The organism is Allobosea sp. 2RAB26 (genome assembly GCF_052115465.1).
Taxonomy (GTDB): domain Bacteria; phylum Pseudomonadota; class Alphaproteobacteria; order Rhizobiales; family Beijerinckiaceae; genus Allobosea.
This window is the reverse complement of record NZ_JBFRGS010000001.1, coordinates 30,139-45,046: the sequence shown is the minus strand read 5'-3', so window position 1 is coordinate 45,046 and position 14,908 is coordinate 30,139. Positions and strand designations below refer to the sequence as shown.

Genomic DNA, 14,908 nt, shown 5'->3' with positions numbered 1-14,908 from the left:
GACGTTCGGCCTCAAGCGCACGAAGCCGTTCGATGAGAGGTCCTTTAGGGGCCCGGCAGGATGAACTTCAGGTCTTCAAGGAAGGTTCGGAAAGCTGGCGACAACCCGTCTCGCCTCGCCAACAAATCCGCAGATCGGCCACGAGCGGCAGGTCGCTGCTGGTGTTCCGGCTCTCCGGAGCGGAATGGGTCGCCGCTCATCTTAGACCCCGCGCCGCCCGGAGCCGCTGCCTGGATGCGAGCCGCGCCAGTTCGAACTGGTCGGCTTCCTCCATCAGGGCCGCCACATTGGCCGATGCCTGATACGAAGTAAGCTCAAAGGCGAGCTGCTCAATATCGGTGTCGGGCTGAAGCTCTCCCGCCCGCATCGCTTCGGTCGACAGATTGACGATGCACTGCCTCGCCTCGAGCCGATGATGCTCCACCCGATCGCGGATCCGTCCCGGACGCGTGCGGTATTCACTGCTCAGCGCGTGAACCAGGCAGCCGCCCGGAAGCGTTCTTTGCTCCACGAATGTGTACCAGCCCTCGATAAGAGCGATGAGACGCTCGACCGCGTTTGGCCTTGCCCTGGCGGGGCCAATGACGGCGTCCGTGTATAGCGACACGCCGTTCTCGATCGTCGCGAGCTGCAGCGCCTCCCTGTCGCCAAAGAGGATTTGGATGTTGCCTCGTGCAACCCCCGCATCAGCGGCCACGCGCCCGAACGTCAGACCGTCCAGCCCCTCGACGGAGGCGATCCGGGTTGCATGGTGAAGAATGTTGGCCCGGGCGCGGTCACCGCGCTCCTTCCTCTTATCGCTCGTCATCACGTCACCTCACAGTTCGCAACACATATACAGTCGTATGTATATTGTAAAGCCCGTACTGAAGGGATTGACCGGATGTTGTCCCTCTGAGAAGCGGCCGCCAGGCCCGTCGAACGCCGGGGCCAGACTCTCAAACGGACCTAAATGGCCCGCTGGGAACCGGAAACATGCCGGCGCGCCTCAGTCGATCGTGGACTGGCACCGGACTTTGTCTGATAGTGAGCCGGCTGATGGCCGAAGCGCCCTACTATTGTTGTATTGCTGAATCAGCGCGGTATCGGCCGATGATCGGTCAGGACCAGAGGGTGGCATGAGCGATCCACGCGAGCATCAGCTCATCGATGCCGTCTACGAGGCAGCCCTTGTGCCAAGCCTCTGGCCATCCGTGCTCGCCAAATTCGCCGATATCTGCAGTGCGAAGGACGCGGTGCTTTGCACCGTCCGGGGCGAGGAGATGCGCTTCATCAACTCCTCACCCGCGTTCGAACAGCTCTGGCTCGATTTTCTCAGCCTCTATCCCGGGGCGTCCAACGAGCGGACCAAACGTCTGATGGCGCTGCAGTATCCCGGTTTTGCAACCGATGCCGACGTCTTCACCATGCAGGAAATGGCTCAGGACCCGATCTATCGCGACTTCTTCATCCCGCGTGGCTATGGCTTCGGCGTCGCGACCGCAATCGAGGTTCCGAGCGGCGACACCATCATCGTCCATGCCGAACGCGACTATGCCTCGGGGCCGGTCGGGCGCGATCTCGTCACGCAGGTCGATCGCACACGGTCCCATTTTGCTCGCGCCGGCATCCTGGCAGCGCGGCTCGACATGGAGCGTGCCCGCACCGTTGCCCACGCGCTCGAGATGATCGGCCTTCCTGCAGCCGTGCTCGGATGGCGCGGACAGGCCCTCGCTGCGAATCCGCTCCTCGTCAGGCTGATGCCGGATGTCGCGCAGGACCGCCCATCCCGGCTCGGGCTCGCCAATCCCTCTGCGGACCGCTTGCTTCTCCAGGCGTTCGCAGCCCTGGGCAAAGCGCCGCACGATGCCGCCGTCCGCTCGATCCCGATTGCCGCCGAGGGCGATAATCCGCCCTTCATCGCGCATCTCGTGCCGGTGACCGGGGCGGGTCACGATGTGCTGTCGCAAGCCCATGCGATTCTGGTCGTAACGCCGGTCGTCCCCGGAGAGGTCCCGACCGCTTCGGTCATCCAGGGCCTGTTCGACCTGACGCCGGCGGAGGCCAAGCTCGCTGCCTTGATCGCCGCCGGAAGCCGCCCCCGCGATGCCGCGCTCGCCCTCGGCATTGGGGAGGAAACCGTTCGGACCACTCTAAAACGGGTCTTTGCGAAAACGGGCCTCGAACGCCAGGCCGATCTGGTCGGGCTCTTGCAGGGCGCCAGCCTCGGCGGGCGCGTTCTCCACACCCAGCCGTAAAGGGCTGCAACCCCCACGACGTCACCGATCTGAACGCCAGGCGGCTCAAGACAGCAATCTTGGGGTGGTTCTCCCCGCGGATGCTTACTCGCCCGCCGAACGTGCCAGGACCTGGCCATACCGTGCGTGGGAAAAGGCCTCGCTCCGCCTCAGTTCGGCGTCGAGAGCCTGCCCCTCCTCAGTCAGGCTATATTCGACATGGCGGACATTCTCGCTCAGGTCGCAACGGATGACGAAACCCTTGCCTTCAAGTGACTTGAGCCGGGCGGAAAGGACACGCGCGGAGATCGATCCGGGCAGCGCGCGGCGAAGCTCCGCAAACCGCAGCGCGTTATTCTGGCCGAGAGCCCAGATGATATGGCTCATCCATTCCTGGGCAAGGAACTTGAGCAAAGGTTCCACCCGGCATTTGCTATCGTCGACTTCAATTCTTTCAACCTTGTTCATGGCAAGCTTGCGGTATCCATAAGGTTACTACTGGTCGAGGCCGTATTGCAGCGCTAGCGTGCAGCCGTGTTCACTGCCGCGATGGAGGTTGGTTCATGGCTCGCGCAACTCCGGTTCCAGGTAAACTGCTGCTCTCTCCTCAGGATCACACCCTGATCCTGATCGACTTTCAATCGCAAATGTCCTTCGCAACGAAGTCGATCGATGCCGTGGCATTGCGCAACAACGCCGCCCTGATTTCCCATGCCGCCGCCGGCTTCGGCGTTTCGGCCATCCTGACCACCGTCGCCGAGAAGAGCTTCTCCGGGCCGATGTTCGAGGAGATCACGACCGCCTTCAACGGCCAGAAGCTGCTTGATCGCACCTCCATGAACACCTGGGAGGATGCCGCGGTGATCGCGCGCGTCAACGAGATCGGCAAGAGCCGCATCGTGCTTGCCGGCCTTTGGACCTCGGTTTGCATCGTCGGCCCGGCGCTCTCGGCCATCGACCAGGGTTTTGAAGTCTACGTCATCACCGACGCCTGCGGAGACGTCTCCGACGAAGCGCATGAGCGGGCCGTCGAGCGGATGGTACAGGCCGGCGCCCGTCCGATGACCGCGTTGCAATATCTGCTCGAGTTGCAGCGCGACTGGGCGAGGACGGACACCTACGATCTCACCACCGGCATCGCCAAGAAGTTCGGCGGGGCCTACGGTCTCGGCATCATCTACGCCAAGACGATGTTCGGCGCACAAGAGGGACATTGATCATGCCCAAGGTCAGCACGAAGGACGGTCTCGAAATCTTCTTCAAGGACTGGGGTCCGAAAGACGCCCAGCCCATCGTCTTCCACCATGGTTGGCCGCTCAGTTCGGACGACTGGGACGCGCAGATGCTGTTCTTCCTCGCGAAGGGCTACCGCGTCGTCGCCCATGACCGGCGCGGCCATGGCCGTTCGACCCAGACCGGAGACGGTCATGACATGGACCATTACGCGGCCGATGCCGCGGCGGTGGTCGAGCATCTCGACCTGCGAAACACCGTTCATGTCGGCCATTCGACCGGCGGTGGCGAGGCGCTGCACTACACGGTCCGCCATGGCAAGGGCCGCGTAGCCAAGCTGGTGCTGATCGGCGCGGTGCCCCCGCTGATGCTGAAGACCGCGGCCAATCCGGGCGGGCTGCCGATCGAGGTCTTCGACGGCTTCCGGCAGGCGCTCGCCGCCAATCGCGCGCAATTCTTCCTCGATGTGCCGAGTGGGCCCTTCTACGGCTATAATCGCCCGGGCGCGAACCCGTCACAGGGCATCATCCGGAATTGGTGGCGCCAGGGCATGATGGGGGGCGCCAAGGCGCATTACGACGGCATCAAGGCCTTCTCGGAGACCGATTTCACCGAGGATTTGAAGGCGGTCGAGGTGCCGACACTGGTGATGCATGGCGATGACGACCAGATCGTGCCGATGGCCGACGCGGCCCTGCTCTCGATCAAGCTGCTGAAGCACGGCACGCTCAAGGTCTACGAGAAGCTCCCGCACGGGCTCTGCACGACCCATCCGGAGCTGGTCAACGCCGATCTGCTCGCTTTCGTGAAAGGCTGATTGTCGGGCGGCCAGAGCCCCAGGGAGGTCGATATGAAGCCCTATCTGCTGGCCCTGGGGGCCGGCCTGCTGGTCGGCATCATCTACAGCCTGCTCAATGTCCGCTCGCCAGCGCCACCGGTGGTGGCGCTGATCGGTCTCCTCGGCATCCTGGCCGGGGAGCAGATCGTGCCAATTGCCAAGCGCGTCCTCGCGGGCGAGCGGCTCAGCATCGGCTGGCTCAAGAGCGAATGCGGTGAGCACCTTTTCGGCGCCCTACCCGCGCGCTCCGCCGAGAAGCAGGCCGAACGCAACGATGCCGGCAGCAAGCCTTCATGAACCCGACCCGCAGACAGACCACGCTCGGCGGCGCGGCCGGCGCGCTTTCCACGCTGCTCGGCGGCCGGGCCGCCGCCCAGACATCGACGACAGGACAAGCCGCCATGACCGCCGACCTTCTTCTCGTGAACGGACGCTTCAGCACTCTGGACCGCAGAAACCCCGATCCGCAGGCGGCTGCCATCTCCGATGGCCGTTTCATCGGTGTCGGAGCGGAACAGGACATGCGCGCTCTGGCCGGCCCGACGACTGCGATCGTCGACCTCGGCGGCCGGCGTGTCATTCCGGGGCTGATCGACAGCCATATGCACATCATCCGCGGCGGGCTGAACTACAATATGGAGTTGCGCTGGGACGGCGTGCGCTCGCTTGCCCAGGCGATGGAGATGCTGAAGCGCCAGGTCGCGGTGACCCCGCCGCCACAATGGGTGCGAGTGATCGGCGGCTTCACCGAACATCAATTCGCCGAGAAGCGTTTGCCGACGGTCGACGAGATCAACGTGATCGCCCCCGAGACGCCGGTCTTCATCCTGCATCTCTATGACCGCGCCCTGCTCAACGCCGCGGCCCTCCGCGCCGTCGGTTACGGCAAGGAGACGCCCGATCCACCGGGCGGCGAGATCCAGCGCGATGCAAACGGCAACCCGACCGGACTGCTGATTGCCAAGCCTAACGCCAACATCCTCTATGCCACCTTGGCGAAGGGCCCCAAGCTCCCGCCCGAGTACCAGCTCAACTCGACGCGCCATTTCATGCGCGAGATGAACCGGCTCGGCGTGACCAGCATCATCGATGCAGGCGGCGGCTTCCAGAACTACCCGGATGACTACGCAATCATCGAGAAACTGCATGCCGCAGGCGAGCTGACCTTGCGGCTCGCCTATAATCTCTTCACGCAGAAGCCGAAGGAGGAGCTCGCCGATTTCGCGGGCTGGGCCAACCAGGTGAAACCCGGCCAGGGCGATGATCTCTATCGCCATAATGGCGCTGGCGAGACGCTGGTCTATTCGGCCGCGGATTTCGAGGATTTCAGGGTCGAGCGACCGGACATGCCGTCCACGATGGAGGGCGATCTCGAACCCGTCGTGCGGCTGCTCGCCGAGAACCGCTGGCCCTGGCGCCTGCATGCCACCTACGATGAGACCATCACCCGCGCGCTCGACGTCTTCGAGAAGGTCAACCGCGACACGCCCTTGCAGGGGCTGCACTGGTTCTTCGACCATTGCGAGACGATCAGCGATCGCAACATCGATCGCATCGCAGCGCTCGGCGGCGGCATCGCCGTGCAGCACCGGATGATGTTCCAGGGCGAGGATTTCGTCGAACGTTATGGCGCCAGGGCGGCCGAGCGCACACCGCCGATCGCGCGCATGCTCGAGGCCGGCGTCCCCGTCGGTACCGGCACCGACGCGACCCGCGTCGCGAGCTATAACCCCTGGGTCTCGCTCGCCTGGCTCGTGACCGGCAAGACGCTGGGCGGCCTCAGGCTCTACCCGCAGCGCAACCTGCTCGACCGCGAAAGCGCGCTTCGGCTCTGGACGCAGGCCAATACCTGGTTCTCGACTGAGGAAGGCAAGAAGGGCCAGATCAAGACCGGCCAGCTTGCCGATCTCGTCGTGCTCGATCGCGACTACATGACCGTGCCGGAGGATGAGATCCAGGACATCGAGAGCGTGCTAACGCTGCTCGGCGGCAAGCCGGTTCACGGCACCGGCGACTATGCCGGGCTTGCCCCGCCACTGCCGCCGGCCATGCCGGACTGGTCACCGGTCAGGACCTTCGGCGGCTACCAGAGGCGTGCGGGCATGGATGGCCGCAAATATGCCTTCGCGGCCGCCTGTGGCTGTGCCAGCGCGTGCGGCGTCCACGGACACGCACATGCTTCGGCCTTGGCCGCAACCGTGCCGGTGCGCGACGAGGGTTCGTTCTGGGGAGCTCTTGGCTGCTCCTGCTGGGCCTTCTGAGCGCACGAAGGGATCGATCATGTCCGGTTCGCCACTCTCTTCCGCTCAGCAGGCCGTCGAACGGCTCCTTGGCCAGTCATGGCTGGTTGTTCTCGCCCGCATCGCTGTGGCGCTGCCCTTCATGCTCAGCGGCATCGCCAAGCTGTTCGATTTCGCAGGAGCGACCGCCGAGGTCCGCGGTCTGACCGGGCTCGAGCCTGCCGCACTCTTCGCCACGCTCGTCATCCTGACGCAGCTCGGCGGCTCTGCATTGCTGATTGCCGGCGGCCGCTATGCCTGGATCGGCGCGGCGGCGCTGGCCGGCTTCACAATCCTCGCGACACTCTACGCCCATGCCTTCTGGATGAAGCCCGCAGGCGAACGCTTCCTGCATCAGAACATCTTCTTCGAGCATGTCTCGATTGTCGGCGGGCTGGTGTTGCTGGCGATGCTTTCCGCCCGTTCGAGCTGGGGAGCACGAGTCTGATGGCCCAAGTGCCACACGATACCGCAGCCAGACCGGCGTCTTCGGCCTTCGCGCCGCTACAGCACTCCGTCTTCGCCGTACTCTGGGCGGCCACGGTCCTTGGCAATGTCGGCTCCTTCATGCGCGACGTCGCAAGCGGCTGGCTGGTCACCGATCTCTCCGGCTCGCCTGCGGCTGTCGCCATGATCCAGGTCGCCGGTACCTTGCCGATCTTCCTCCTCGCTATCCCGGCCGGCGTGCTCTCCGACATCGTCGACCGCAGGAAATTGTTGATCGGCGTCCAGCTGCTGCTGGGCTGCACCAGCGCTGTCCTGATGACGCTGGCCCTGACCAACCGGCTGACGATCGAATTTCTGGTCGGGCTGACCTTCATCGGCGGTGTCGGCGCTGCCTTGATGGGGCCGACCTGGCAATCGATCGTCCCCGAGCTCGTGCCGAAGACCGAGCTGCGCAATGCCGTCGCCCTGAACTCGCTCGGCATCAACATTGCCCGCGCGATCGGCCCTGCCGCCGGCGGCGCGCTCCTGGCGGCCTTTGGTGCCGCCTCGACCTATGGCGCCGACGTCCTGAGCTATGTCTTCGTCATCGCGGCACTGCTCTGGTGGCAGCGCCCCGCCGGCGCCGACGACGAGCTCCGCGAACATTTCGGCGGCGCTTTCAGGGCGGGGCTGCGCTACGCCCGCGCCAGTCGAGAGCTTCACCTGGTTCTTCTGCGGGCCGTCCTGTTCTTCGCCGGCGCCAGCGCCATTTGGGCGCTGTTGCCCCTCGTTGCCCGACAGCTGCTCGGCGGGGGCGCCGGTTTCTATGGCCTCCTTCTCGGAGCTGTAGGAGCCGGCGCGATCGCAGGGGCCATCGTGCTCCCGCGGATCCGGGCCCATCTCGATGCCGACGGCATCATGCTCGGCGCCGCGCTCGTCACGGCCGCCGTGACGGCGGCGTTGGCGGCGGTGCCACCGCAATGGCTCGCCATTCTCATGCTGCTCGTCCTGGGCGGCGCCTGGATCGCTGCGCTGACGACGCTGAACGGCACGGTACAGGCCATTCTGCCAAACTGGGTGCGCGGGCGCGGCCTGGCGATCTACCTCACGATCTTCAACGGCGCGTCGGCCGCCGGAAGCCTGCTCTGGGGGCTTGTTGCCGAAGCAATCGGGCTGCATGCCACCTTGCTCGTCGCAGCACTCGCGCTCGCGCTGGTCGCCGTTGCGGTCCTGCGCCTGCGGCTACCGGCGGGCGAGGCCGATCTCACCCCCTCGACCCATTGGCCGGAGCCGGCGATCGCCGATCCGGTCGAACACGATCGCGGCCCCGTCACCATCACGATCGAGTACCGTGTCGCTCGCGAAAGCCGGGCCGCCTTCCTCGAGGCGGTGGCGCGGCTCGCTCCGGAGCGGCGCCGGGACGGCGCCTTCGCCTGGGGCGTCAGCGAGGATGCCGCCGACCCCGACTGCATCCTTGAATGGTTCATGGTCGAGTCCTGGGCCGAGCATCTGCGTCAGCACAGGCGTGTCTCGCAGGCCGATGCCGATATCCAGGCGGAAGTCACGAAATTCCATACAGGCCAGGACAAACCGGTCATCCGGCATTTCCTGGGCTTGCAAGCGCGCCCCAACTCCGTTCCAGGCCAATAACCAGGGAGGCGCCTGCGCTGTTCAGGCGCGTTCAACACCGCGTGGGGAAGGTCATAGATCTCGCAGCGGAAGATACATCGATGCTTGTGCAAGTGATGGCTTGAATTCTGCCGGCGGCTTCGTCCATGATGACCTGTGTCCGAAGATGCTGGAGTGTAATGTGGTACCGCAACACGACAGAGGCCAAGCCACTTTCCCGGCAATTCTGCACCATTCAGGCGGTGCAAACCCTCCCAGAACAACTTCTCTTCGATCTGGCATGCTGACCCGCCTCGCCGCGGCGGCGTTCACGCTGGCCGCAGCAGGCTGCGCCGGAACCAGTGAAAATGCAGGCAGCTCGTCCGCCGGTGCCGCAGCTGGACCGAGCAGCATCCCGCGCGAGCGCCTGATCGGGAAATGGGGCATCGCCTCCTTCCACGCCGACAAGGACCGCAAGCGGACCGAGGCCCAGGCCAAGGCCCAGTGCAACATGCCCTACTCGATCACCAAGGGCCCGACCGACGGCGTCATGATGCATGTCGCCGACGATCCCAAGCTCTATGAGCTCAAGCTCAAGGGCGGACCGGGCGGACGGAACTTCCTCGGCTTCGAGGCTCCCGCCGGCGACCCGCAGGATCGCGAGATCCTGTCCGCGACCGACAGGGAGTTGGTCATGCGCTTCGTCGATCCCGACGCGCATCGCCGCTATGGAACCTTCATCTTCGTGCGCTGCGGAGCCTGAGCGCATCTTACAATCCGGGAGTGAGCAGTATGCGGGTAAGCGGACGGAAGCAGACAATCGCTGGAACCTGCCTCGGCCTTGCGGCTCTGGCCTTGGGTGCTGTCGCGACACTGCCCGGCAGCGCATTCGCGGCCCCCAAGGCCGGCGAGGCGGAGACCCTCGACATCGGTGACGAGCCGGGGCGCATTTCGGGTGAGGAAACCGTTGTCGCCGACGGCCCCTACGCGCGTCAGGCCGTGCTGTTCCGCTCCAACGAGCCGCCGGGAACCGTGGTGATTCATACCTCGGAACGCTTCCTCTATGTCGTCCAGGGCAATAACCGCGCTCTGCGCTACGGCATCGGCGTCGGCCGTGAAGGCTTCCAGTGGTCGGGCCTGGTCAAGATCAGCCGCAAGGCGGAATGGCCGGACTGGCGCCCGCCGCCAGAGATGATCGCACGCCAGCCCTATCTGCCGCGATTCATGGCCGGCGGTCCGGGGAACCCGATGGGAGCGCGAGCGCTCTATCTCGGCTCGACGGTTTTCCGGGTCCACGGCACCAACCAGCCTGAGACCATCGGCCAATCGATTTCGTCCGGCTGTTTCCGCCTCGCGAATGGCGACATCATCGATCTGTATGAGCGCGTCCCGCTCAACACCAAGGTCGTCGTCCGGCACGGTGCAAGTCTCTGACACGGTGCAAGTCTCTGACTTGCGCGAGCCCCCTGCCAATTCCGCAATCTGTCCCAACCGGAGACCGATGGTCATGCTGAACGCGGCCAAGACCTACCTTCGCAGCGCGCTTGCCTGTTTCGCGGCCGTCACGCTCTGGGGAGCGCCGCAGCCGGCCGCAGCCGGAACGCTCGACACCGTCAGGCAGCGCGGCAACCTGCAATGCGGCGTCAGCGAAGGCCTGATCGGCTTCTCCGAGAAGGATGCGCAAGGCGCGTGGTCGGGTTTCGATGTCGATTTCTGCCGCGCCGTCGCGGCAGCGATTTTCGATGATCCGGCCAAGGTCAGCTTCGTACCGCTTTCGGCAAGCCAGCGCTTCGACGCGCTGCGCGCCGGGCAGGTCGACCTGCTCTCGCGCAACTCCAGCTGGACTCTGGCGCGCGAGGCCGAGCTCGGCCTGTCTTTCGCCGGCGTGACCTATCACGACGGCCAGGGCTTCATGATCATGAAGTCGGTGACGGCGACCTCGGCGCTCGAACTCGACCGCACCAAGATTTGCGTTGAAGCGGGCACGACGACGCAACTCAACCTCTCGGACTTCCTGCGCTCGAACTCGATAACCTATGAAGAGCGTGCCTTCCCGACGGCTGCCGCTGCTCTCGCGGCCTTCCAGGCTGGCGAATGCAATGTGCTGACGCGCGACCAGTCGGCGCTTTATGCCGAACGCCTGAAGCTTCCTCGTCCCGCCGATGCCGTTATCCTGCCCGACGTGATCTCGAAGGAGCCGCTTGGCCCGGTGACGCGCGGTGACGATTTCGCCTGGTTCACCTTTGTCAAATGGGTGAATTTTGCTCTCGTGAACGCCGAGGAGCTTGGCATCACCTCAACCAACACGGCCGAGGCCCTGGCCTCCGCCAAGCCTGACGTCCGTCGCTTCATCGGCGCCGAGGGTGGTTTCGGCAAGATGCTCGGGCTCGACAATGCCTGGGCCATTCGGGCCGTGAAGGCCGTCGGCAACTACTCTGAACTCTACGAGCGCAATCTTGGTGTGAAATCCCGCCTCGGCATCCCGCGTGGCTTGAACCAGCTCTGGAGCATGGGCGGAATCCTCTACGCTCCCCCGCTGCGCTGAATCCGCTGAACGCGGCGAAGTCCTCCGATCCTTCGCCGCCCTCAACGGCTGCCCCTCCGGCTACCCCACGCAACATGACCGCCATGGCCGACCGGCCACGGCGGTCATGTTGCGTGGGAGCCGTCGTTAATCTCATGGAAACCAACGAAGCCTCGAATGCCGCATCTCAGGGCTTTCCCTGATCGACAGTTGTCCGCGCTGCAGCCAGTATCCGGAGATACGGCAGAAACACGGGTGATTCGGCGCAAGGCGAGAGCAGAACAGAAGGACGCAAGCGCCACCGCAATCGGAGGGCATCATGAGAATGATGTACCGTTGGGTCGTGCCTACGAGTGGCCTGCCAGCCTGCGGAGCAGCAAGCGTCGGACTGCTCCTGTCCTCCCTCCCGCTCGGCGCCCAGACGGTCGGGCCGAGCCCACCGACGATCACGGCGACGATCAATGTCACGGCGGGCACCACGACCGTCGTCGGCAGCACGAATGTCGCGACGGCCGGTGCCACGAACGCAAGCAACGTCACCGGTGGCACGCTCGTCATCGACAGTCTGGCAGGCCCCCTTCCCGGCGCGATTACCTTTCAGGCATTGAACGGCAATGCGCTCCAGGCCAATGGCGGCGCGATCACCGTGCCAAACGGCAATCTCAGCATCCTGACCCAAGGCGGCCACGCAGTTCTTGCCAATGGCGCGACCAGCAGCGCAATTCTCGGCGGCGTTTCGATCACGACGACCGGCGTTGGAGCGGCACTGGTTGCGATCGGCGGCAGAATCGACGCAACCAACGTCATCGTCAACAACACCGCGACCGCAACCCCCACCATCTCGGCTGGCCATGGCGCGATCGCGGAGGGCGGCGGCGCCGTCAATCTTCATAGTGGCACGAGCATCACGACGGCTGCGTTCAACTCCGTCGGTCTCGGGGCTTCAGGTGCCGGCAGCCGCGTCATTGCGGACGTTCTCATTCCGGTCACGATGAATGGCGGCGGCTCGATGGGGATCTATCTCCATGACGGCGGCCAGGTCAGCATCCTTCCCGGGTCGACGTTTCAAATGAACGGCACCGGCAATGTCGGCATAGGCGTCGACAATACGACGGTGGCACTTGGAACCATCGGCAGCGGATTAACTATCAATCTCAACAACACTTCGGGCGGACCGGGCAGCACCGGCCTCTTCGCCGCGAACGGTGGCTCGCTCAACATCGCGAATGTGACGGTTCAAGGCTCCAATGCCGCTGCCGGTGCCTGGGCGAGAGACAATAGCAGCATCACGCTGTCGGGGAGCAGCGTCATCAACATCAACTCCGAGCAGGGCCCGAACGCCTACGTGCTTCAGACGGCCAATCTCGCGACGGCCGCCGGCCCCGTCGGCTCGGTCTTCAGCTTGGTCGGCGCCATTCCGGTCAGCGGTCTGCTGGCACAGGGAGCCGGAGCCCTGATCACCAGCACCGGCACGACCATCACTGTGACCTCGAGCAATGGTGCGGCCGGCGCCGATGCCGGCCTCGGCGGCACCGTCGACATGACCGACAACACCATCACCACGACCGGGACGAACGCATTCGGCATCCGCGTCGATTCCAACGGCACCGTCATCGGGCGCGCTTCGCGCGTGACCACTTCCGGCGCAGGAGGCGCCGCCCTCTTCATCAATGGCGGGCCGGGCTTGATCGACCTGACCGGCACGACTGTGCAGGCGACGGGTCCGGGCACCGTTGGTCTTTCCTCCCTGAATCTCACCGCGGCCAGCGTGAATATCGTCAGGCTGTCGGGCGGCAGTCTGACCAGTGCGACCTCGACCGCGGTGGAGGCACAAGGCCCACTCAATCTGACAACGGCTGGAACAGTCGTGACAGGTGGTGGCGGGCTCTTACTCCAGACCTTCGCCAGCACCTTCGGCCCGGCGCAGCCAACCGCCGTGCAGTTTGACGCCTCGAACGGGAGCGTCCTGACCGGCGATGCGCTCGTCGCCGCGCAGACCACCGCCAACATCAGCCTCGCAACCGGCTCGCAATGGACGGGGGCGGCCTTCGACGTGACCAATGTCACGGTCGACCCGACCAGCACCTGGACGGTCACCGCGAACTCGACCGTCACGCAGCAGGTTGCGAATGCCGGGCTGATCCAGTTCACGCCGCCGGGTGGCGATCCAACGATATTGGGCAGCTACAAGACGCTGACGACACGGAATTATTTGGGCGCAGGCGGAACGCTCGGACTCAACACCTTCCTCGGCAGTGATGGCTCTCCCTCGGACCGGCTGGTGATCAACGGCGGCGTTGCCAGTGGCAATTCGTTCCTGCGCGTGACGAACACCACGGGCCCGGGCAATCTCACCATCGGCAACGGCATCCTGGTGGTCGACGCGATCAATGGTGGCACGACCGTGCCTGGAGCCTTCGCGCTCCGCCAGCCGGTGGTCGCGGGCCCTTATGAGTATTCACTGTACCGCAGCAGCGTCGACGCCTCGGGTCCGGAAAACTGGTACCTGCGCTCCGAGATAACCCCTGCGCCGCCCGGTCCCGGACCGACGCCATCTCCACCAGGAACGGGCATCCCGGATTTTCGCCGCGAAACCTCGCTCTATGCGGCGCTGCCGGCGATGCAGCTGATCTATGGCCGTACCCTGATCGACAGCCTGCATGAGCGCGTCGGCGAACTCGCGCCGCTGGAAGCGCCGGCGGTCAGCGAGGAGCGCACGATCTGGTGCAAGAACCCCGACAAGAACTTTCGCTGCACGACCACCGTGCGGCTGCCGGCGAGCGCAGCCGCACCCGGTCGCTCTTATGCCTCGGCCGGCTGGGCCCGGATCATCGGCACCCATGGCAACCAGGATGGCGGGCCCTGGGGCATCTTCCGCAACGGCCCGAATTACGACTACGACCTCTATGCCTTCCAGGCCGGTCTCGACCTCTATCGCAGCGTGAGCGCCGACGGCTCGCGAGACCATGCCGGCATCTATGCCGCGATTGGCCGGATCGAGAGCGACGTCACCCATTTCAACGGCATCAGGGCCGGGCGGAACACCATCGATGCCTACTCGCTCGGCGGCTACTGGACCCATTTCGGGCCGTCGGGCTGGTATCTCGACGGCGTCGTCCAGGGCACCTGGTATGATGCCAAGGCCGATTCCAAGCGCGGCTTCATCCTCAACCGCGACGCGTTCGGCTTTGCCGCCTCGCTCGAGGGCGGCTATCCGCTCCAGCTCGGCTACGGCGTCATCCTCGAGCCGCAGGCGCAACTGGTCTATCAAACGATTTCGAACGGGAGCGCCTCCGACACGGCAGCGCTGGTGCGCTTCTCCGATGCCGACTCACTCGCCGGCCGGATCGGCGCCCGCCTTGCGCGAAGCTGGACGCTGGAGGACGCCACTGGCGGCGTCAAACCGCGGATGCTGACCGCCTGGCTGAAGGCCAGCCTCTGGAACGAGTTCATGGGCAATCCCAAGACCGCGTTCTCCTCGGCCACCGGCTTCATCCCGTTTCGCGCCGATCTCGGCGGCAGCTGGGCCGAGTTCAAGGTCGGCGCCGACGCGCAGATGACCAGGAACACCGCCCTCTACGCCAGCGCCGGCTACTCGATCGGCCTCAACGGCCGCTCGCATGCCTATGACGGCAGGCTCGGCATCAAGGTCAGCTGGTGAGCCGCAACACCAAAGCGAGGAATTGACGGGCGCTGATGCAACCAGCCGCCCCTCTGGCGCAGAACCGGCCACGGGCGGGCTGCAATCCTGCTCCCACAGCTCGTCGCCTTACTGCGACTGTAG

At 65.0% G+C, this 14,908-nt stretch carries 13 protein-coding genes; 11 read left to right on the top strand and 2 right to left on the bottom strand.

Annotated features, from left to right (window positions below; all coding sequences use genetic code 11):
- Positions 1–196 precede the first annotated feature (196 nt).
- The gene (locus AB4118_RS00210) at positions 197–808 is read right to left on the bottom strand and encodes a TetR/AcrR family transcriptional regulator (protein WP_441487833.1); all 612 of its coding nucleotides are present in this window, start codon (positions 806–808) and stop codon (positions 197–199) included.
- Positions 809–1,118: 310 nt separating this feature from the next.
- Here AB4118_RS00210 and AB4118_RS00205 point away from each other — a divergent pair, with 310 nt between their 5' ends.
- Entirely contained in the window at positions 1,119–2,237 is a 1,119-nt protein-coding gene (locus AB4118_RS00205; protein ID WP_441487832.1) for a helix-turn-helix transcriptional regulator, read from the top strand.
- A gap of 84 nt (positions 2,238–2,321) precedes the next feature.
- Here AB4118_RS00205 and AB4118_RS00200 read toward each other — a convergent pair whose 3' ends face one another.
- On the bottom strand, positions 2,322–2,639 hold the full coding sequence (locus AB4118_RS00200) for a winged helix-turn-helix transcriptional regulator (protein ID WP_441487831.1): 318 nt from the start codon (positions 2,637–2,639) through the stop codon (positions 2,322–2,324).
- Between the two features lie 140 nt (positions 2,640–2,779).
- On the opposite strand from AB4118_RS00200, the gene AB4118_RS00195 reads away from it, so the two are divergent.
- The 10 genes from AB4118_RS00195 to AB4118_RS00150 all read left to right on the top strand — a co-directional run bounded on the left by AB4118_RS00195 (position 2,780) and on the right by AB4118_RS00150 (position 14,785).
- Positions 2,780–3,433: a hydrolase gene (locus tag AB4118_RS00195; RefSeq protein ID WP_441487830.1), complete on the top strand. Its 654-nt coding sequence runs from the start codon at positions 2,780–2,782 to the stop codon at positions 3,431–3,433.
- Positions 3,434–3,435: 2 nt separating this feature from the next.
- Positions 3,436–4,266, top strand: a complete 831-nt coding sequence (locus AB4118_RS00190) for an alpha/beta fold hydrolase (RefSeq protein ID WP_441487829.1) — start codon at positions 3,436–3,438, stop codon at positions 4,264–4,266.
- 33 nt (positions 4,267–4,299) lie between these two features.
- Positions 4,300–4,584, top strand: coding sequence for a XapX domain-containing protein (locus tag AB4118_RS00185; RefSeq protein WP_441487828.1), 285 nt, complete (start codon positions 4,300–4,302; stop codon positions 4,582–4,584).
- Complete coding sequence (locus tag AB4118_RS00180; RefSeq protein ID WP_441487827.1) at positions 4,581–6,548, top strand: amidohydrolase; 1,968 nt, start codon at positions 4,581–4,583, stop codon at positions 6,546–6,548. Before AB4118_RS00185 ends, AB4118_RS00180 begins: the two co-directional genes overlap by 4 nt.
- Before the next feature lie 19 nt (positions 6,549–6,567).
- On the top strand, positions 6,568–7,014 hold the full coding sequence (locus tag AB4118_RS00175; RefSeq protein WP_441487826.1) for a DoxX family protein: 447 nt from the start codon (positions 6,568–6,570) through the stop codon (positions 7,012–7,014).
- Positions 7,014–8,642: an MFS transporter gene (locus AB4118_RS00170; RefSeq protein ID WP_441487825.1), complete on the top strand. Its 1,629-nt coding sequence runs from the start codon at positions 7,014–7,016 to the stop codon at positions 8,640–8,642. Before AB4118_RS00175 ends, AB4118_RS00170 begins: the two co-directional genes overlap by 1 nt.
- 259 nt (positions 8,643–8,901) lie before the next feature.
- Positions 8,902–9,363, top strand: a complete 462-nt coding sequence (locus AB4118_RS00165; RefSeq protein WP_441487824.1) for a hypothetical protein — start codon at positions 8,902–8,904, stop codon at positions 9,361–9,363.
- 29 nt (positions 9,364–9,392) lie between these two features.
- Positions 9,393–10,034 (top strand): L,D-transpeptidase, encoded by a 642-nt coding sequence (locus tag AB4118_RS00160; protein ID WP_441487823.1) that lies wholly within the window; start codon positions 9,393–9,395, stop codon positions 10,032–10,034.
- A 73-nt stretch (positions 10,035–10,107) separates the two neighbouring features.
- On the top strand, positions 10,108–11,145 hold the full coding sequence (locus AB4118_RS00155; protein ID WP_441488326.1) for an amino acid ABC transporter substrate-binding protein: 1,038 nt from the start codon (positions 10,108–10,110) through the stop codon (positions 11,143–11,145).
- A 298-nt stretch (positions 11,146–11,443) separates the two neighbouring features.
- On the top strand, positions 11,444–14,785 hold the full coding sequence (locus AB4118_RS00150; protein WP_441487822.1) for an autotransporter family protein: 3,342 nt from the start codon (positions 11,444–11,446) through the stop codon (positions 14,783–14,785).
- Positions 14,786–14,908: the final 123 nt, after the last annotated feature.